The sequence below is a fragment of the Pseudomonas fluorescens genome (genome assembly GCF_902497995.1).
Taxonomy (GTDB): Bacteria; Pseudomonadota; Gammaproteobacteria; order Pseudomonadales; family Pseudomonadaceae; genus Aquipseudomonas; species Aquipseudomonas fluorescens_BK.
This window is the reverse complement of sequence record NZ_CABVII010000006.1, coordinates 105,702-124,127: the sequence shown is the minus strand read 5'-3', so window position 1 is coordinate 124,127 and position 18,426 is coordinate 105,702. Positions and strand designations below refer to the sequence as shown.

General features: G+C 58.5%; 12 protein-coding genes. 6 read left to right on the top strand and 6 right to left on the bottom strand.

Annotated features, from left to right (window positions below):
* Positions 1-5: 5 nt before the first annotated feature.
* Together F8N80_RS09225 and F8N80_RS09220 are read left to right on the top strand one after the other, a co-directional pair.
* Positions 6-1,121: a polyamine ABC transporter substrate-binding protein gene (locus tag F8N80_RS09225; protein ID WP_150745111.1), complete on the top strand. Its 1,116-nt coding sequence runs from the start codon at positions 6-8 to the stop codon at positions 1,119-1,121.
* Between the two features lie 276 nt (positions 1,122-1,397).
* On the top strand, positions 1,398-5,936 hold the full coding sequence (locus F8N80_RS09220) for a dermonecrotic toxin domain-containing protein (RefSeq protein WP_150783736.1): 4,539 nt from the start codon (positions 1,398-1,400) through the stop codon (positions 5,934-5,936).
* Between the two features lie 27 nt (positions 5,937-5,963).
* Here F8N80_RS09220 and pdxR read toward each other — a convergent pair whose 3' ends face one another.
* Complete coding sequence (pdxR, locus tag F8N80_RS09215) at positions 5,964-7,514, bottom strand: MocR-like pyridoxine biosynthesis transcription factor PdxR (protein WP_150783735.1); 1,551 nt, start codon at positions 7,512-7,514, stop codon at positions 5,964-5,966.
* Positions 7,515-7,604: 90 nt separating this feature from the next.
* Here pdxR and F8N80_RS09210 point away from each other — a divergent pair, with 90 nt between their 5' ends.
* The 3 genes from F8N80_RS09210 to F8N80_RS09200 are packed head-to-tail and all read left to right on the top strand — an operon-like array spanning position 7,605 to position 9,373.
* Positions 7,605-8,228 (top strand): FMN-binding negative transcriptional regulator, encoded by a 624-nt coding sequence (locus F8N80_RS09210; RefSeq protein ID WP_150745108.1) that lies wholly within the window; start codon positions 7,605-7,607, stop codon positions 8,226-8,228.
* A gap of 9 nt (positions 8,229-8,237) precedes the next feature.
* Positions 8,238-8,684: a GNAT family N-acetyltransferase gene (locus F8N80_RS09205; RefSeq protein WP_150745107.1), complete on the top strand. Its 447-nt coding sequence runs from the start codon at positions 8,238-8,240 to the stop codon at positions 8,682-8,684.
* A gap of 17 nt (positions 8,685-8,701) precedes the next feature.
* Positions 8,702-9,373, top strand: coding sequence for a GNAT family N-acetyltransferase (locus F8N80_RS09200; protein WP_150745106.1), 672 nt, complete (start codon positions 8,702-8,704; stop codon positions 9,371-9,373).
* Positions 9,374-9,583: 210 nt separating this feature from the next.
* Here the strand turns inward: F8N80_RS09200 and oadA are convergent, their stop codons facing one another.
* Positions 9,584-11,392, bottom strand: coding sequence for a sodium-extruding oxaloacetate decarboxylase subunit alpha (gene oadA, locus F8N80_RS09195; RefSeq protein ID WP_150745105.1), 1,809 nt, complete (start codon positions 11,390-11,392; stop codon positions 9,584-9,586).
* An 11-nt stretch (positions 11,393-11,403) separates the two neighbouring features.
* Positions 11,404-12,819, bottom strand: a complete 1,416-nt coding sequence (locus tag F8N80_RS09190) for an acetyl-CoA carboxylase biotin carboxylase subunit (RefSeq protein ID WP_150745104.1) — start codon at positions 12,817-12,819, stop codon at positions 11,404-11,406.
* A 190-nt stretch (positions 12,820-13,009) separates the two neighbouring features.
* Here F8N80_RS09190 and F8N80_RS09185 point away from each other — a divergent pair, with 190 nt between their 5' ends.
* On the top strand, positions 13,010-13,972 hold the full coding sequence (locus tag F8N80_RS09185) for a LysR family transcriptional regulator (protein WP_150745103.1): 963 nt from the start codon (positions 13,010-13,012) through the stop codon (positions 13,970-13,972).
* On the opposite strand, the gene F8N80_RS09180 is transcribed toward F8N80_RS09185, so the two are convergent.
* From F8N80_RS09180 to F8N80_RS09170, 3 genes are all read right to left on the bottom strand, one after another.
* Complete coding sequence (locus tag F8N80_RS09180) at positions 13,914-14,126, bottom strand: PA3496 family putative envelope integrity protein (RefSeq protein WP_150745102.1); 213 nt, start codon at positions 14,124-14,126, stop codon at positions 13,914-13,916. The genes F8N80_RS09185 and F8N80_RS09180 overlap by 59 nt on opposite strands.
* Before the next feature lie 197 nt (positions 14,127-14,323).
* Positions 14,324-15,190, bottom strand: a complete 867-nt coding sequence (hexR, locus tag F8N80_RS09175) for a transcriptional regulator HexR (protein WP_150745101.1) — start codon at positions 15,188-15,190, stop codon at positions 14,324-14,326.
* Positions 15,191-15,326: 136 nt separating this feature from the next.
* Positions 15,327-18,200, bottom strand: a complete 2,874-nt coding sequence (locus F8N80_RS09170; protein WP_150783734.1) for an EAL domain-containing protein — start codon at positions 18,198-18,200, stop codon at positions 15,327-15,329.
* Positions 18,201-18,426: the final 226 nt, after the last annotated feature.

Here is an 18,426-nt window from a genome sequence, read left to right as displayed (position 1 = left end):
GAACAATGAACAGGCTCAAGCGCTTTATTGCACCCGCGCTCTTCCCCACAGTGCTGTGCGCCACAGTGCTCAGTGGCGCCGTTCACGCGCAAGAGCGAACGTTGCGCGTCTACAACTGGTTCGACTACATCACGCCCAAGGCGCTGGAAGATTTCAAGGCCCAGAACGCCCAGACCAAGCTGGTCTACGACATCTTCGACACCAACGAAGCATTGGAAGCCAAGCTGCTGACCGGCAACTCCGGCTACGACGTGGTGGTGCCATCCAACGTGTTCCTCGCCAAACAGATCGAAGCCGGCGTGTTCCAGCCACTGGACCGCAGCAAGCTGCCGAACTGGAACCACCTCGATCCCAAACTGATGAAGCTGATCGAAACCAACGACCCCGGCAATAAATACGCCGTGCCGTACATGTACGGCACCATCCTGATCGGCTTCAACCCGGACAAGGTCAAGGCTGCCCTGGGCGACAACGCCCCGGTGGACAGCTGGGACCTGATCTTCAAGGAAGAGAACATCAGCAAACTCAAGCAGTGCGGGGTCGCCCTGCTCGACTCGCCGTCGGAGATCCTGCCGCTGGCCCTGCAACACCTTGGCCTGGACCCCAATAGCAAGAAGCCGGCGGACTACGCGAAGGCTGAAGCCTTGCTGATGAAGATCCGCCCGTACGTCACTTACTTTCACTCATCCAAATACATGGCCGACATCGCCAACGGCGACATCTGCGTCGCGGTCGGTTACTCCGGCAGTTTCTCCCAGGCCGCCAACCGCGCCAAGGAAGCCAAGAATGGCGTGATCGTCGATATGCGCCTGCCGAAAGAAGGCGCACCGATCTGGTTCGACATGCTTGCCATCCCCAACGGCGCGAAGAACCCGCAAGACGCCTACACCTTCATCAACTATTTGCTGCAACCCCAAGTGATCGCGCCGGTCAGCGATTTCGTCGGCTATCCGAACCCGAACAAGGACGCCACGGAAATGGTCGACCCGGCGATCCGCAACAATCCGAACCTGTATCCGACCGAAACGGCGATGGGCACGCTCTATACCCTGCAACCGCTGCCCCGCGATGCCGAACGTGCGCGGACCCGGGCCTGGACCAAGATCAAATCAGGGACATAAAGCCTTGGAAACCTCCTGCTGTTGCTGGCAGGAGGTTTGTGTTTCAAGTCAGGACAACCGTTGCAAGTTGCCGACCTTGAAACTGGCTTCAGTTATTCCTTGATAAGGTAACCCTTCAACCAAACTTACATTAAATCCAGCCGAAATCTCGCACTTCAGCCATTTTTTTACCTGCGATAATTAGTTACCACACCCCGTTAAACGCAGTCCACTACCTTCGATGCCATCGCCAGGATTGACGCATTCGTCCTGATCCCTGCATTGAAGGAAACAACCATGACAGACACTATCGACAGCGGCAAAACCGAACCTCTGGTGGAAAAAAGCGACCTGGTCAACCAAACCAGCCACGGTCCTACACTGCATGAGGTCGCCTCGCAGTTGCTGCGCCAAATGCTGAAAGAACAATTCACCGACCTGGACATCGACCCTGACAAAGCAGTCGTCGGCAGCCCGCAATGGCAAGTGATCGGCGATGAAGTCGAGAGCGGGCCGATCAGTTACGAATCGCTGACTCATGCGCTGGTTCGTCACGGGCTCTGCGGAACGACTGCGGACTATATCGAAGGGGAACACTTCCTGACGCTTGAGCCGCAGGCCGACGACCCGGTCCAACTCGCGGTCAGCATCGAGGAAGTCGCCCTGACGCTCAATGAAGCGATCGCCTTGTTGTTCATGGAATTCCAGGACCGCCAGCTGAGTTTCTGGAATCAAACAGTGCATGAACTTCCACGTTGGCAAAAACTTTCCGACTCGCTGCGAAAAGCGCTCAATGTCAAACAAGTGAAGGGCTGGAATGCAGACGAGTGCGCCATGGCCCGGGAAGTCTTCGCCGAACCGGACAGAGTTTCGCGGAAAAACACGAATACCGATTTTTCAACCATTCAGGCGTGCCTGATCGATATCGACGTCGTCGAGAATGAAATACCCAGGCATCTTCTGGTCGGCGGAGCACTGGTGATCAAGGCAACTTACCGCCAGCGCCAGCTCATCGTCATGTACACGATCGAGTGTGGCTACGAGTCGTTCGATTCCCTGGAGAAGCTCGCAAGCACCCTGCCTGGGCGGCTCGACGGGCTGCCGACAGGGGGCGCACTGGAATGGCGATTATTCGAGCCCGATGGCAACGTTTTCGATCATATGGCCTGGGCTTTGGTGTCATCGCAACTAGACAGCATTGATCAACTCGGAAATGCCGAGGCCTACACCGAAGTACCGGAGCCCGGAAAGGGGCTGGATACCCTCGATCAATCACGTGTCAAACAACTGGACGCGGCAATCCCTGACTGGCTGCGCAATGCACCCGCCAACGACATGGATGATTACCGTCGTTACATCACCGCCCTGGGGAAACTGTATCGCAAAGCCAAGTACAGGGTCGCCAGATCCGAGATACCTTCCATCAGTCAATTTGCTCACCAATCGATGCGGGACGCGATCATCGCCGATAAAAGTGCAGTGGCTGCCGCGCAACTGCCGTGGGACGCCTTGCAAATCAAGGTGACCAACAGCTTTACCGTCGATAATTTCACCCTGCCCAACCCTCTCGATCAACACACTGAAACCTTGGCCGAGTTCGCGCTGGAGAACGACGCGCCGTATAGGGCGACACTATCATTCAAAAATGGTGCGCAGGTTCCTGACTGGCTGACGCCGCAACTCCTCACCCGCATCGCGGCCAACGTGGACGTCGGCCGTGCCTACCCGGCACTGATCAAGAAAACGCTGATCGATGACCCGGTCACATCCCAACGTCAGGCCCATTTCTATCGTGATCAACTACGCTGGTTGTTACCGCTCAAGGCACTGGAAGAGAAAATCAAACAAGAGTCGGGGGTTACCGAGCAAGGCTATCAGTACATTTGCAAATGGATGAATTCTGCCCCTGGCCCTGTTAACCCCATCGCTATCTACCCCCTGACGCTGAAGCCGCAACATCGTTTGATCAGCGCCAGCGACACCGTGACCAACATGTTCATTATCAGCCCTCGAGACGACACCAAGGGGGCCTGTCTGCTTTATCGGCCGATGCAGGATGTGCCGTTGATGCAGTTTCCCTCGCGGCAGAATCTGCTCTATGCCTTGCACCAGCCCGGAGAATTGCGCGAATCGATACTCGCCTGGCTTGCGACCAAAACACTGAGCTTTGAATATTCCCAGTACGTTTTTCCGGTGGGCTTGCCGTCTCCATGGTTAGCGGCTGAACAGCTGGTAAACCCTTTCCTCAGGGCAGAGCAGTTCGGGCGGGTGGTATTGGAAACCCGGGAAATCACTGGGGACACCCACACTGCGCTGTTCAGAAATAATGCGCAGGCGCTGGTCACCCTCGCGGACCGCCAGTCGCAATCGAATGCCGAACGGCGCTGGACACTGCTCAAAGACAGCGGCCGGGCGTTGTTCGGTGTCGCGACCAACTTCCTCAGTGGCGCCGTCGGCACCGCGGTCTGGGCCTGGCAGGTTATCGAGCAAATTCAACAAGCCCTCGATGCCCATGAAAAAGGCGACAGCTTTAACCAGTGGAGATCCGAGGCAGACATCCTGTTATCCCTGGGCATTCTGCTCAGTCATCACGCGGTGATGCGGCGTAAAGCGCTGTCCAGCAAGCCCCGCATCACTCGCGAACCATTGGAAAAGAGCGCCGCTCCATCACCCGTGACCACCGCTATCACGCTGGACACCATCCCCTTGCTCGGAGAACTGCCATCGGCTCATGATTCTTTGGTAGAGACCGCCGGGTCAGTTCCCCGGCGCACGCCCTCGGCACTCGGCGCCTACCTGGACGCCCTCAAAGTCACGGCGCCAGACTTGAACAACAAGGCGGTCAGCCACACCAACGAGAAGCCACCTCATCTATATCATTTTGATCACAAGACGTACGCCAATGTCGGTACGCGCTGGTTCAACGTCGGAGTCACCGAGGATGGCCAGGTGCAGATCGCTTATCCCGATGACCCTGAAAAATATGGCCCGTTGCTGACCAATGATCGTGACGGCCGATGGGTGCTTGACCTGCGATTGCGCCTGAGGGGCGGCGGACCAAAAAATCGTCTTAAAGCCCTGAAAGCGGCGAATGAACTTCGCAAAAATGAACTGAAAAAAGAATTGGATCTGTTTCAACGCAAGAAGGTCATGGAAGGGGATGCGGAAGGGGGCGAAGAGCAGAAAAAAAACGATGTGATCCAGGCTCAGGCGCAAATGTTTGCTGCCACGGGCGGTGACCATGACCGATTGTCAGCCATTTACGTGGAAAAACTGGAGGTGATGATCGGAGCCTACCGACAAGCCCTTGAGCAGCTGAAGGAATGGCATACGTTGGGCGGCGGTCCGAGTTACATCCATGACGCACTACGAATGCATACCGAGTTGCAGAAACATCTTTCGTTCTGGTTCGTCATAAAAAAAAGTGAATATGCCAAGCTGAGCAGTGTCTTGCGATCTGAAACCGCGATAGAGGAAACGTCGAAGGAAACCCACGTCAGGCACGTGCAACTAGCAACAGATCTGAGCCAGGCAATGGTCGAAAAACTTGTGCTCTCACGCACTGCGCTCGAGTCAATGCAAGCGCTCGGAAGGCCAGGCCTTGAACAAGCACAGGTCATGCGCAAAATGACGCCTTCATTTACCGAATGGGAAATCAAGGCCAATGAAATCGGCATCGCTCAGGAACTGTGCATGGAGGAACAGGCCAGCGTGACGATGCCGCAGGCTCGCGGTGACGTCGGCAAACTGATCGTCAGGGGGGCCAACGCCGCTCACCGGATTGCACAGCTGCTGAAAAAAACACCAGACGATACCAGCCCGAAACAGCAGATCGAAGAGCTGAGTCAGATAATCGAAACCTTTGCCGATATCGATCAGCGACTTCTGGAACTGCCAGAAACCTATCCCGGTCATTTCAAACAGGCGCGACTTGACCATCTACGTGGCCTCATTGGCGGATTTGCAACAAACGCCCAAGTCCTGCGCCTATCACTGGTGGAGCAAGAGAAATCCTTGAACCCGAGAGAGTCTGCCGGGCCATCGAAGCCGACAGTGCCACGCCCCACGGGTAAGGTGAGAAAGACCCGGCCGCGGCAACCGACCAGCAGTGAAGCACCGCCGACTATAGACGAGTCTCTTGGCTTGCTTACTTTGGAAAATACTCAGAGGCCACCCTCGACGCTGGTTGATAGCGAAATCATCAGCAACGGTTTTGACCTGGCCGAGAACGCAAACAGCTTTATCGAGCGCACGAAGAAAGACGCCAATCGACCTTCGCGTATCCCTGCTGAAATGCAGGACATATTCGATTTACAAGCAAACAAACTGGATCATAGCGCTACCAGCGTTGAGCAGATTTTGGCCCGTACGAAGCAATTTCCGGTGCGCAGTTTAGTTCCGCAGTTGCGTGCGGCAGCGGTGACGATGCGCGAAACCGGCAAAAGCATTCGCGCCAGCCTCTACAAATTGAGGAAGCCCACTCAGTCCATATTCAGATGGATGCATGAGAATGCTCAGATCGAATTGCGTCGGGACAAAGGCCGAATCCAGACCAAGCAGCAGGGCGATTATTTTCAGGAGTACCGGATTCTCGACAGGACCAATAATGCTCGGGAACTCTGGGTCGCCCATTTCCACTACCCAAGCCTGAAAAGCCCTCGAGAATATCCCACTGCCGCGCACCTGAAGATCTCGGAAACCTACTTGAAAACGCTTACCGAGGAGCAACAAAAAACATTCGCCACAGTCGAGCCCATTGATGGGGTCTTACGCAAGATCGATGACCCGGCGTTACGAAAACTGTTTTTTGACCTGGAGCCTGAAGTCGAAAACTGACGTGCAACCCTGCCGGTGGTGCAAGACTCATGTGCGCCAGATTTTGTCCAAACGCCGGAGTGCTTCGATGATGGAAACTTCGGGCACCGCCGCAAAACCCAGGACCAGTCCCGCGCGCTGGTCCTCCGGTTGTTGCGAGTCCGGTAACCAGTAGCTGCTCAGCGCATTGATCTCGACATCGACGCTGGCGGCTTTTTCGATCAGCGCCTGCTCGCGGGCCGCAGACGCGACCGCAACCGTCAAGTGCAGCCCTGCCGCGACACTCGGCAGGCTACCGATACCAGGGATACCCTGGGGCCAGCCGGACAGCAATGTGTTACGTCGGCTCAGCGCAGCACGCCGCATACGCCGAATGTGTCGCTGGAAATGCCCGGCGGCCATGAACTCGGCCATCACCGCCTGAGTGCTTACCTCGGAATGCCGTACATCCACCGCACGCCGCTGGGAGAACACGTCCACCAATGCTGGCGGCAACACCAGATAACCCAGGCGCAATGCCGGGAAGGCGACTTTGCCAAAAGTCCCGACGTACAGCACCCGCCCCTGCCGATCGAGTGCAGCCAAGGGTGCCAATGGCGCGCCGCTGTAGCGGTATTCGCCATCGTAGTCGTCCTCGACAATCCAGCCTTGGGTGCGTTCAGCCCAGACCAGCAGTTCCAGGCGACGTGCCAGGCCCATGACCACCCCGGTCGGGTACTGATGCGACGGCGTGACATAAGCCAGACGACAATCACCGAGTCCCGCCAGTTCGGTGCAATCGATACCCTCACTATCTACCGCTATCCCATGCAATCGCGCACCGGCCACTGCGAACGCATGGCCCGCCGCCCGATACCCCGGATTCTCGATTGCGACCCCGTCGCCCGGCTCTACCAGCAGCTGTGCACAAAGGCTGATCCCCTGCTGTGCGCCACTGGTGATCACTATTTGCTCAGCCGTGCATTGCATGCCCCGCGAACTGCGCAGGTACGCGGCAATCAGGCCGCGTAAGCGCGCATCGCCTGCAGGATCGCCATAACAGAGTTGCTGCAAATCCGGTTTACGCCAGAAAGCCGCATTCAGCTTGGCCCATACCTCAAATGGAAACAGATCGAAGGCCGGAACGCCAACCCGAAAAGCCCGGGGAGGACCACTCGGCGGCGTGGGCAAATGATTCCTTTCTACCCTCGCCAAGGCGCCGCTGTGGATAACTTTGCTGGATAAAACCACAGGTAAATCCAGGCAATTTGTGGATAAGGCTGTGGGCAACCCTGTTGACAACCCTGTGGATACTTTTGTGGATAGTTTTTTCGTCGCCAGCATTGCCTGAGGCAGTTGTGCAACATAAGTGCCGTCGCCAACACGCCCTTCGATAAAGCCCTCGGCGTAGAGTTGATCATAGGCCCGGACCACGCTGTTGCGGGATATCGCCAACGCCGCCGCCAGGTCACGACTGGCCGGCAATCGCGTGCCACTGGCCAGCCTGCCGTCGAGCACTCGTACCCGTAGCGCCTGATACAACTGGCGACTCAAGCCCTGACGGCGATCGAGTTCGACACCTGCAGGGTTGAACGACAAGGACAGGGGTTCGCTGGTCATAGTAATGGACCTATGAAATTTGTCGTTAATGGCTCTTACAACAGACCAATAGCCTGCCTAGGATGAAGCCATTCGCCAAGGAAAATCTCCATGTACACGCCAAGCAGCTTTGCCATCGACGATTTGCAAGACCTGCACCAGCAGATACTCGGCACCCGTCTTGCCGTATTGGTTACCCACGGCGACCAAGGTCTGCAAGCCAGTCATCTGCCACTGCTGTTCAGCCCCGATCAAGGTCCGAACGGCACTCTCTACGGCCACTTCGCCCGGGCCAATCCGCAATGGAAAGCGTTGCAGAACGGCGCTGAAGCTTTGGTGGTTTTTGCCGGTGCCGATGCTTACGTCAGCCCGGATTTCTATCCGGGCAAAGCCGAGCACGGCAAAGTCGTGCCGACCTGGAACTACGTCGCCGTGCACGCTTACGGCACGGCCGAAGTGTTCACCGAGGCCGATCGCCTGCGCAATCTGGTCAGCGCTCTGACGGATCGTCATGAAGCAAGTCGCAACAATCCGTGGAAGGTCGCGGATGCGCCCGCGGATTACATTGACGGGATGCTCAAGGCCATCGTCGGTTTTGCCTTGCCGATCCAGCGTCTGCAAGGCAAGCGCAAGCTCAGCCAGAACCGCAGCACCGCAGACGTCGCCGGCGTGCGCGAGGGCCTCGCTGCCAGCCCCGATGTGCACGACCAGGCCCTCGCCCACTTGATGCGTTAAGGAATGAACATGAGTCAGATCGAGATTAGCCAGGTTACCGCTGACGATCACGCCGCGTGGTTGCCGCTGTGGCAAGCCTACCTGCGCTTCTACAACACCGAACTGCCCGACGCCGTTACCCAAAGCACCTGGCAGCGCCTGCTCGACCCGAGCGAACCGACCCACGCTGCACTGGGCTGGGTCGATGGCAAAGCGGTGGGCATGGTGCATTTCATCTACCATCGATCGAACTGGAGCATCGAAAACTCGTGCTACCTGCAAGACTTGTTGGTGACGCCCGAAACCCGAGGCACCGGCGTCGGTCGGCAGCTGATCGAATACGTGTACGCCACAGCCAAGGAAGACGGTTGCTGCAAGGTCCACTGGCTGACCCACGAAACCAACGCCACAGCGATCCAGCTTTATGAGCGCGTCGCCGAACGCCCCGGTTTCATCCAGTTTCGCAAAGCCATTTAAGGTTCAAGGAGAACAACATGTCGACTTCACTCGCGGACTGGAAAGGCGTCCCGGCACCCTCGGTTCAAACGATCGAAGGGCGCTTTATCCGCCTGGAAAAACTCGACCCGGCGCGTCACGGCAACGGCTTGTGGAATGCCCTGCAAGGCCCGGGCTCCGATCCGACGCTTTGGGACTATTTGCCCTATGGGCCATTCCCGGAGCGCAGTGCTTTCAATGACTGGCTGAATAATCATGCGGCCAACAGTGACCCGTATTTCTTCAGCGTGATCGACCGCGCCAGCGGCGAGGTGCAAGGTATCCTCAGCCTGATGTCGATCGTTGCGTCGCAGGGCCGTATCGAGATCGGTCACGTGACCTTCGGCGCACCGATGCAACGTTCGCCCAAAAGCACCGAGGCGGTTTATTTGCTGGCCAAGGCATCCTTCGATCTGGGTTACCGGCGCCTGGAGTGGAAATGCAACAACGGCAACGCTCGTTCCAAGTACGCGGCTGAACGGTTGGGGTTCAGTTTTGAAGGGGTATTCCGCCAGCACATGGTAGTCAAGGGACAGAACCGGGACACGGCCTGGTACTCGATTCTGGATTCGGAATGGCCAGCGATTGGTGCGGGGTTTGAACGGTGGCTGGCCGATGAGAACCAGACGGATTCAGGGCAGGTGAAAACGCTGGCCGAGTGTCGCGCTTAAGATTAAACAGACACCACACCCAACCAATGTGGGAGCGGGCTTGCTCGCGAAAGCGGTTTGACAGTCAACGATGATGCTGAATGTCAGGCCCTCTTCGCGAGCAAGCCCGCTCCCACATTGATGGGTGTGTACACCGCAAATAACGGGCATAAAAAAAAGGGGAGCACATGCTCCCCCGAGGTTTAAAGCGGTGTGATCTCGGCTGTTAACTCAGCCTTCGATCTCGATCAGGATTTCGCCCGGATTCACCCGGTCGCCCTTGGCCACATGGATGGCGGTGACTTTACCGGCGATGGCCGCCTGGACTTCGGTTTCCATCTTCATCGCTTCGGTGATCAATACGGCCTGACCTGCCTTGACGGTATCGCCTTCCTTGACCAGCACGTCGACGATATTGCCCGGCATGGTGGTGCTGACGTGGCCCGGTGCAGTGGCTTGCTTGCGCTTGCTGCTACCGCCGCCGACGAACTCGTTGAGCGGTTCGAACACCACTTCTTCCGGCATGCCGTCGATGGACAGGTAGAAGTGGCGCTTGCCTTCAGCCTTGACGCCGACACCGGTGATGTCCACGCGGTAGGTTTCGCCGTGGACGTCGATAACGAATTCGGTCGGTACGCCTTCGCCACCGGCCGAGGTCACGCCGCCCGCTTCCGGAATCGGCAACAGCGCTTCAGGCGTCAGTGTGCCGGCAGCACGTTCTTCGAGGAATTTGCGGCCGATGTCCGGGAACATGGCGTAGGTCAGCACGTCTTCTTCAGACTTGGCCACGGCGCCGATTTCGGCACGCAGCTTGGTCATTTCCGGTTTGAGCAGGTCAGCTGGACGGACGTCGATCACCTCTTCGCTGCCGATCGCCTGACGACGCAGTTGTTCGTTCACGGTGCCCGGCGCTTTGCCGTAGCCGCCTTGCAGGTAAAGCTTCACTTCGTTGGTGATGGTCTTGTAGCGCTCGCCGGCCAGCACGTTGAAGAACGCCTGGGTGCCGACGATCTGCGAGGTCGGCGTGACCAGCGGCGGGAAGCCGAGGTCTTCGCGAACGCGCGGGATTTCGGCCAGCACTTCGCTCATGCGGTTCAGCGCGCCCTGCTCTTTCAGCTGGTTGGCCAGGTTGGAAATCATCCCGCCCGGTACCTGATTGACTTGAACGCGGGTGTCGACGGCGGTGAACTCGCTTTCGAACTGGTGGTACTTCTTGCGCACGGCGTAGAAGTACAGACCGATCTCTTGCAGCAGTTCCAGGTTCAGGCCGGTGTCGAACTCGCTGCCTTTAAGGGCGGCGACCATCGACTCGGTGCCAGGGTGGCTGGTGCCCCAGGCGAAGCTGGAGATCGCGGTGTCGATGTGGTCGGCACCGTTTTCGATGGCCTTCATTTGGCACATCGCAGCCAGACCAGCGGTGTCGTGGGAATGGATGAAGACCGGCAGCGACTGCTCGGATTTCAATGCCTTGACCAGTTCGCCAGTGGCATATGGCGTCAGCAGGCCGGCCATGTCCTTGATCGCCACCGAGTCGCAACCCATGGCTTCCATTTGCTTGGCCTGGTTCACGAAGGCCTCGATGGTGTGCACCGGGCTGGTGGTGTAAGCGATGGTGCCTTGAGCGTGTTTGCCCGCCGCTTTCACCGCTTCGATGGCGACCCGCAGGTTACGCACGTCGTTCATCGCATCGAAGATACGGAACACGTCGATGCCGTTGACCGCGGCTTTAGCGACGAAGGCTTTGACCACGTCATCGCTGTAGTGGCGGTAGCCGAGCAGGTTCTGGCCACGCAGGAGCATTTGCAGACGCGTGTTAGGCAGTGCCGCACGCAGCTGGCGCAGACGCTCCCACGGGTCTTCTTTCAGGAAACGTACGCAGGCGTCGAAGGTCGCGCCGCCCCAGCATTCCAGCGACCAGTAGCCGACTTTGTCGAGCTTGTCGCAGATCGGCAGCATGTCTTCGGTGCGCATGCGGGTGGCGAGCAGCGATTGGTGGGCGTCGCGCAGGATTGTGTCGGTTACGTGGATTTGCTTGCTCATTGTTATATTCCTCACAGGCCTGCGTGGGCGGCGATGGCGGCGGCGATGGCCAGGGCCAGCTCTTCGGGTTTGCGCTTGATCGAGTAGTTGGTCAGTTCAGGGTGGCTTTCAACGAAGCTGGTGTTGAACTGGCCGCTACGGAATTCCGGGTTACGCAGGATTTCCTGGTAGTACGCGGCGGTGGTCTTGACCCCTTGCAGACGCATGTCGTCCAGGGCTCGCAGGCCACGGTCCATCGCTTCTTCCCAGGTCAGCGCCCACACCACCAGTTTCAGACACATGGAGTCGTAGAACGGTGGAATGGTGTAACCGGTATAGATCGCCGTGTCGGTACGTACACCGGGGCCGCCGGGTGCGTAGTAACGGGTGATCTTGCCGAAGCTCGGCAGGAAGTTGTTTTTCGGGTCTTCGGCGTTGATCCGGAACTGCAGCGCGAAACCGCGGTGCTGGATGTCTTCCTGTTTCACCGAAAGCGGCAGGCCGGACGCAATGCGGATCTGCTCACGCACGATGTCGATGCCGGTGATTTCTTCGGTGATGGTGTGTTCCACCTGCACCCGGGTGTTCATTTCCATGAAGTACACCTCGCCCTCGGCGAGCAGGAACTCCACGGTGCCGGCGTTCTCGTAACCCACGGCCTTGGCTGCGCGCACCGACAGGTCGCCGATATAGGCGCGCTGTTCCGGGGTCAGTTGCGGGCTCGGGGCGATCTCGATCAGCTTCTGGTTACGACGCTGGATCGAGCAGTCACGCTCGAACAGGTGAACCACGTTGCCGAAGCTGTCGCCGAGAATCTGCGCTTCGATGTGCTTTGGATTGACGATGCATTTTTCCAGGAACACTTCCGCCGAACCGAAGGCCTTGGTGGCTTCGGAAATGACGCGCGGGAAGGCCTGTTCGAGTTCTTCGCGGCTGTTGCAGCGACGAATACCGCGACCGCCGCCACCGGAAGTGGCCTTGAGCATGACCGGGTAACCGATGCGCTCGCCTTCGGCCAGGGCTTCTTCGATGCCCGACACGTTGCCTTCTGTGCCTGGGGTCACCGGTACGCCCGCCTTGATCATGCTGCGGCGCGCTTCGGTCTTGTCGCCCATGCGGCGAATGACTTCAGCCGATGGACCAATGAATTTGATGCCGCGTTCGGCGCAGATGTCTGCCAGCTCGGCGTTTTCCGAGAGGAAGCCGTAACCGGGGTGCAACGCATCGCAACCGGTTTCCACCGCCAGGTTCACCAGCTTGCGCGGGTTCAGGTAGCCGGCAAGTGGCTCGGCACCAATGCTGTGGGCTTCATCGGCGCGCTTCACATGCAAGGCATGACGGTCGGCGTCGGAATAGATCGCGACCGAGCGAATGCCCATCTCGGCGCAGGCACGCACGATTCTTACGGCAATCTCACCACGGTTGGCGATCAGGATCTTTTTTATCACTTGGAGGTTCCCTTGAGCCGGTGGTACCCACGACCTGCTAGGCCAGGTCGACGCGTGACCAAATGTTTCGATTTAGTCGCAGCCCCACACTAGCCCCCACAAGGGATTAACAAAAATGATTAATTATTGGGTCATGCATAAGTAAAGACTTATAGTTGACGCACCAGCCTGCCGAGAGAGACCTTAAGTTATGCGTAAGTCTTTGATGCGTTTGACATTGCGTCAATTACAGATCTTCAACGAAGTCTGTGATTTGAGGTCCTACAGCCGTGCAGCCGAAGAAATGTCGCTCACCCAACCTGCCGTCAGCCTGCAGATTCGTCAACTCGAGGAGCTGATTGGTCAACCTTTGTTCGATTACGTCGGTAAAAAACTGTACATGACGGAAGCGGCCGAGGCTTTACAGCGCGCCAGTCTGGACATTTTCGGGCGCCTGGAAAATCTCGATATGCAGCTCTCGGACATGCAAGGCTCGTTGCAGGGCCAACTGAAACTGGCGGTGGAATCCAGCGCCAAGTATTTCGTGCCGCATCTGTTTGCCGCGTTCAAGCGCCAGCATCCGGAGGTGAATCTGCAACTGACGGTGGTCAACCGTGGGCAGGTGATTCGACGGCTTTCCGATAATCGCGATGACCTGGTGATCATGTCCATGGTGCCGCAGGATATGGGATTGGAATTCCTGCCGTTCCTCAACAACCCGATCGTCGCCGTGGCGCCACCGGATCATCCGCTGTGTCACATGGGTCCCCTGCGCTTGCAGGATCTCGAGCCTTACACCCTTCTGCTGCGTGAGAGCGGCTCCGGGACGCGGGTGGCCTGTGAAGAGTATTTCAAGGAGAAACGTGTGCATTTCAACCAGACCCAGGAGGTCTCGTCAGCCGAAGCACAACGGGAATGTGTGTTGGCGGGTCTGGGCCTGGCGCTGTTGACGCGCCACGCCCTGAGCCTTGAGTTGGCGACCGGCGGCCTGATCGAGTTGCCGGTCGAAGAGCTGCCGCTATATCGCAGCTGGTGCCTGGTGCAGGCCAAGGCCAAACGACTATCACCGGTGGCGCACGCATTCCTTGCGTTTATCCGCAGCGAGCGGGTGCAGATCAGCGCCCTGGTTGAGCGTTTCGACGGCAAGCTACGGGAGCTGCCTGCCAATAGTTGAGTTCCAGTTCGTCAGCAAAGTCGCCGATCTCGGCCAGCAGCTGGCGGCGTTCACAGCGATCTTCGATGGCGCGGCGAAATTCCATGCGGCGCTGGTCTTCCTGCTGGCGACGGGTTCTGACGGCGCTGTTGCGTTCTTCGTAGGACTGGGCCATGTCGAGTCTCCCAAGGCGATTACGGGAGTTACAGGATGGGCTTGGGGGATGACGGTTTGGCGGCTTGTGCGTTACAGGCAGATGAAAGTTGTCGTATTCGAGGACGCCTTCGCGGGCAAGCCTCGCTCCTACAAGGTTGCGCAAAATCTGTAGGAGCGAGGCTTGCCCGCGAAGGCGGTCTTAAGACAAACGACGAATCAATCGTCGAGGGCTTTTAGCGACTTGGGCGACAACCGCAAGCTGCGCAGGCTGCGCTTGACGCTCTTGAGATGGTTGACCAGGCTCGGCCCACGCGCCATGGCCACACCCATCGCCAATACGTCGATCACCACCAGGTGGGCAATCCGCGAAGTCAGTGGCGTATAGATTTCAGTGTCTTCGTGCACATCGATCGCCAAATTGACAGTCGACAGCTCAGCCAACGGTGTCTGGCTCGGGCACAGGGTGATCAGCGAGGCGCCGCTTTCGCGCACCAGGTTGGCACTGATCAACAGGTCCTTGGAGCGCCCGGACTGGGAAATGCAGATCGCCACGTCGGTCGGCTTCAGGGTCACTGCCGACATTGCCTGCATGTGCGGGTCGGAATACGCCGCTGCCGTCAGCAGCAAGCGAAAGAATTTGTGCTGGGCGTCTGCCGCCACCGCACCCGACGCCCCAAAACCGTAGAACTCCACACGTTGCGCCTGGGACATGAGCGTCACGGCCCGCTGCAACTCCACCGGATCGAGCTTCTCGCGAACCTCCATCAGGGTGTGCAGGGTGGTGTCGAAAATCTTCAGGCTGTAGTCAGCGACCGAATCGTCCTCATGGATCGCGAACTGCCCGAAGCTCGCACCCGCCGCAAGACTCTGCGCCAGCTTCAGCTTCAAATCCTGAAACCCGGAGCACCCGATGGCGCGGCAGAACCGCACGATCGTCGGCTCGCTGATGCCCACGCTGTGGGCCAGGTCGGCCATGGAACTGTGCATCACCGCCGCCGGGTCAAGCAGGACGTGGTCGGCAACCTTGAGCTCCGACTTGCGTAACAGGTGGCGTGACTGGGCAATATGTTGCAGCAGATTCAAAAGGGTCGACTCTTTGTTATTGGCAGGTGCCGGGGATGTAGCAAGCTTGTAGTTATACTACATGAATCGGCTTTTTGCCTGCTCAATGCGTAACTCGATGTCCCCATTTCACGCCCTATGCGCTCCATGTAGCCCCTTACAAGGGTTTCGCGTCCGCACGTAGCAGTTGCAACAGGGCATCGGCGTCGACTGGCCGACTGATCAAATAGCCCTGCACTTCATCACAGTGCTCGGCCTTCAAAAACTCCAGCTGCTCCGGCTGCTCGACCCCTTCAGCCACGACCTTCAACGACAGTCCATGAGCCATGGCAATAATTGCCCGGGTAATCGCCGCATCCACAGTGCCCTCCCCCAGACCGCGGATAAACGCTTGATCGATCTTCACGTAATCCACCGGGATGCGCTTGAGGTAGCTCAGGGACGAATAGCCGGTACCAAAATCGTCGATCGCCAGTTTTATCCCGAGATTTCGCAACTGCTGGAACGTGGCAATGATGTACTCGACGCTGTCCAGCAAATGACTTTCGGTGAGCTCCAGCTCCAGGTTATGCGGCGCCAGGCCGGTTTCTTCCAGCACCTGACGCACCAGGCTGACCAATTTGCCCTGACGCAGTTGATGCACCGACAGGTTGACCGACACTCGAATCGGCGCCAGCCCCTGACGCTGCCACTCGCAGGCTTGCCAGCAGGCCTGTCGCAACACGAATTCGCCGATAGGGCCAATCAGACCCGTTTCCTCGGCCAGGCCAATGAAAACCCCTGGCGGAACGCTACCCATGGTCGGATGATCCCAACGCACCAGCGCTTCGGCAGCGTTCAACCGGCCCGTGGCGAGGCACAGCTTGGGCTGGTAAAACACCTTCAATTGCTTTTCTTCAATGGCCTTGCGCAGCTGATTTTCCAGCTGCAAGCGCTCCAAAGTGCTGGCTTGCAGACTGTCGGTGTAGAACTGGAAGTTATTGCCGCCCAAGTGCTTGGCATGTTGCATGGCGATGTTCGACTGACTGACCAGCGCGGAAATTTCCCTGGCGTTGTCCGGCAACATACTGATGCCCATTGATGCGCTAATCACCAATTCGTGCCCCTCGACGGTCACCGGCAAACGCAACTTGGTCGACAGGCGCGTCGCCATCCGTGCCAGGGTCGAGAGGTTGCCGTAGGTATTGAACAACACGGCGAACTCATCGCCGGACAAACGCGCAATGGTGTCCGCCTCGGGCAGCGCGTTGACCAGGCGCCGGGCCATTTTCTGCAGTAATTGGTCGGCAATCTCATGGCCGAGGCTGTCGTTGAGCAGTTTGAAGCGATCCAGGTTGATGTGCAGCAACGCCAGGCTGCGGTGGCCCCCCTGACGCACGCGCTGATGCGCCTCGCTCAGCCGCTCACGGAATAGCGAGCGGTTGGCCAGGCCGGTGAGTTCGTCGTAATGGGTCAGGTAGCGCATGCGCTCTTCAGATTGCCGTCGTACTGATAAATCGGCGAAGAAGCCTACAATATGGCTCACGTTTCCCCGAGCATCGCGCACGGTATTCAATTGCAGCCATTGCGGATACAGCTCACCATTCTTGCGGGTTTCCACCAGCTCGCCTTGCCAGGTCCCGTGTTGCTCCAGCGCCTGATGGATCGTCGCATAGTGCCGCCGGGCATCACGACTGCAGGGCAAGTCGACCACGTTGCGCCCGAGCATGTCCTCGATGGCATAGCCGGTGACTCGACTGAACGCCTGATTGACCGCGATCAGCGCGTAATTCGGGTCGAAAATCACGATACCTTCGCTGGCCGCCTCGAACACGGTCGCTGCCAGTTGCCGCTGCCCTTCCAGGCTTTTGCTGACGCTGATGTCGCGGCGGGTGCCGACCATGCGGATCACCCGGCCGTTTTCATTGCGCTCGACCGCTCGACCACGGTCCTCGATCCACACCCAATGGCCATCGCCATGGCGCACACGGTACTCAACCTGATAATCCTCGCTGCGGCCTTTCAAATGCTCGACCAGCGCGCGCTTGAGCGACGGCAAGTCATCGGGGTGCAGGCGCGGCTTGAGGTGGCGAAGCATCGCCGTGACACACTCCGGCTCCAGGCCGAACAGCTCCTGGAGCCGGGTGTGGTGGACTTCATCGGTTTGCAGGTTCCAGTCCCACAACCCCAGCTCACTGGCCTTCAACGCCAGCGCCAGTCGCGCTTCACTCTTGCTCAAGGCCTGGTTGGCGACGTCCAGCTCCAGGCTGCGCTGGGCGATGCGACTTTCCAGCCCGGTTTGAATCGCACGCAGTTCGTCTTCGGCTCGACGGCGCTGGTCGATTTCCTTGGCCAGCGTGTGATTGAGCCGGGCGCTGCCGCTTTGAGCCTGCTGCAAGTGCTCGATCAGTGCCTGATTCTGGAAGCGCCGCAACAGGCCGCTATCGATCAGCCGATTGACCTGCCAGGCGACCACACTCAAGGCGCCGAGCAGAATCAGCCCGAACCAGCCCCAACCCTGTCCCTGCTCATCGCCGCCCCAGAACAAATAGCCGATGGCCGGCAACAGGCAGGGCAAGGTGAAGGACAGGAAGGCGGGCAGGCTGACCGCGTAGGCAACGCTGGCCGAGAGCGCAGCTGCGCCGATCAGACCGAACACCCAGGCTTGCTGCATGAAGTTGTCGGCGGGGACCAGCGCAATGCCGGCACCGGCCAGGGTCAGGCCGGTCAGGGCCGAACCCAGCAAAAACATACGGCGCCAGATCGGATGGGCCTGGCGGTTGGGAATCGCTGAATCGAAGGCCGCGACCTGAATCACCCGTAACGCCACCAACGACAACAACCATACCAGCCAGACGCTGACCAGGACGTAGCGCTGCGGACTCCAGAGCAACCAGGCGCAGACCAGGCCATTGATCAACATGAACAGCGTGGGCAGCAATGAGCCTTGATACAGCAGGCGCGTGCGCTCGACCGCCATTTCCATGGCGTACTGTTTGCGGATAACCCGGGGCTCCACCGAAGGGCCCGACAGGTCGGAGCTGAGGGTCATAGGTAACGTTCTTGTTCTTATAATGATGAGCATGAGCCCGAAACGTGGACGGAGCATACACAAGCAACTGCCCGGACCACACTGCCCCGGGTCATAAAACAGCTAAAAATATCCTCTGCCTTCCCCGCCGTAAAAGCGTCCAGGCGAGTCCCGTCAACGCTTGCAGCCGATGACCGACCGGTCGTCCTGCCCATGACTTTCATCGGCTAAAGCAAAGCGGGGTTTG

Excerpts from the sequence above, each read along its gene's own strand:
- F8N80_RS09185 (WP_150745103.1), top strand. The coding sequence starts at position 13,010 with ATGCGTAAGTCTTTGATGCGTTTGACATTGCGTCAATTACAGATCTTC.
- F8N80_RS09220 (WP_150783736.1), top strand. The coding sequence starts at position 1,398 with ATGACAGACACTATCGACAGCGGCAAAACCGAACCTCTGGTGGAAAAA.
- oadA (WP_150745105.1), bottom strand. The coding sequence starts at position 11,392 with ATGAGCAAGCAAATCCACGTAACCGACACAATCCTGCGCGACGCCCAC.
- F8N80_RS09170 (WP_150783734.1), bottom strand. The coding sequence starts at position 18,200 with ATGACCCTCAGCTCCGACCTGTCGGGCCCTTCGGTGGAGCCCCGGGTT.
- F8N80_RS09205 (WP_150745107.1), top strand. The coding sequence starts at position 8,238 with ATGAGTCAGATCGAGATTAGCCAGGTTACCGCTGACGATCACGCCGCG.
- pdxR (WP_150783735.1), bottom strand. The coding sequence starts at position 7,514 with ATGACCAGCGAACCCCTGTCCTTGTCGTTCAACCCTGCAGGTGTCGAA.
- F8N80_RS09210 (WP_150745108.1), top strand. The coding sequence starts at position 7,605 with ATGTACACGCCAAGCAGCTTTGCCATCGACGATTTGCAAGACCTGCAC.
- F8N80_RS09225 (WP_150745111.1), top strand. The coding sequence starts at position 6 with ATGAACAGGCTCAAGCGCTTTATTGCACCCGCGCTCTTCCCCACAGTG.
- F8N80_RS09180 (WP_150745102.1), bottom strand. The coding sequence starts at position 14,126 with ATGGCCCAGTCCTACGAAGAACGCAACAGCGCCGTCAGAACCCGTCGC.
- F8N80_RS09200 (WP_150745106.1), top strand. The coding sequence starts at position 8,702 with ATGTCGACTTCACTCGCGGACTGGAAAGGCGTCCCGGCACCCTCGGTT.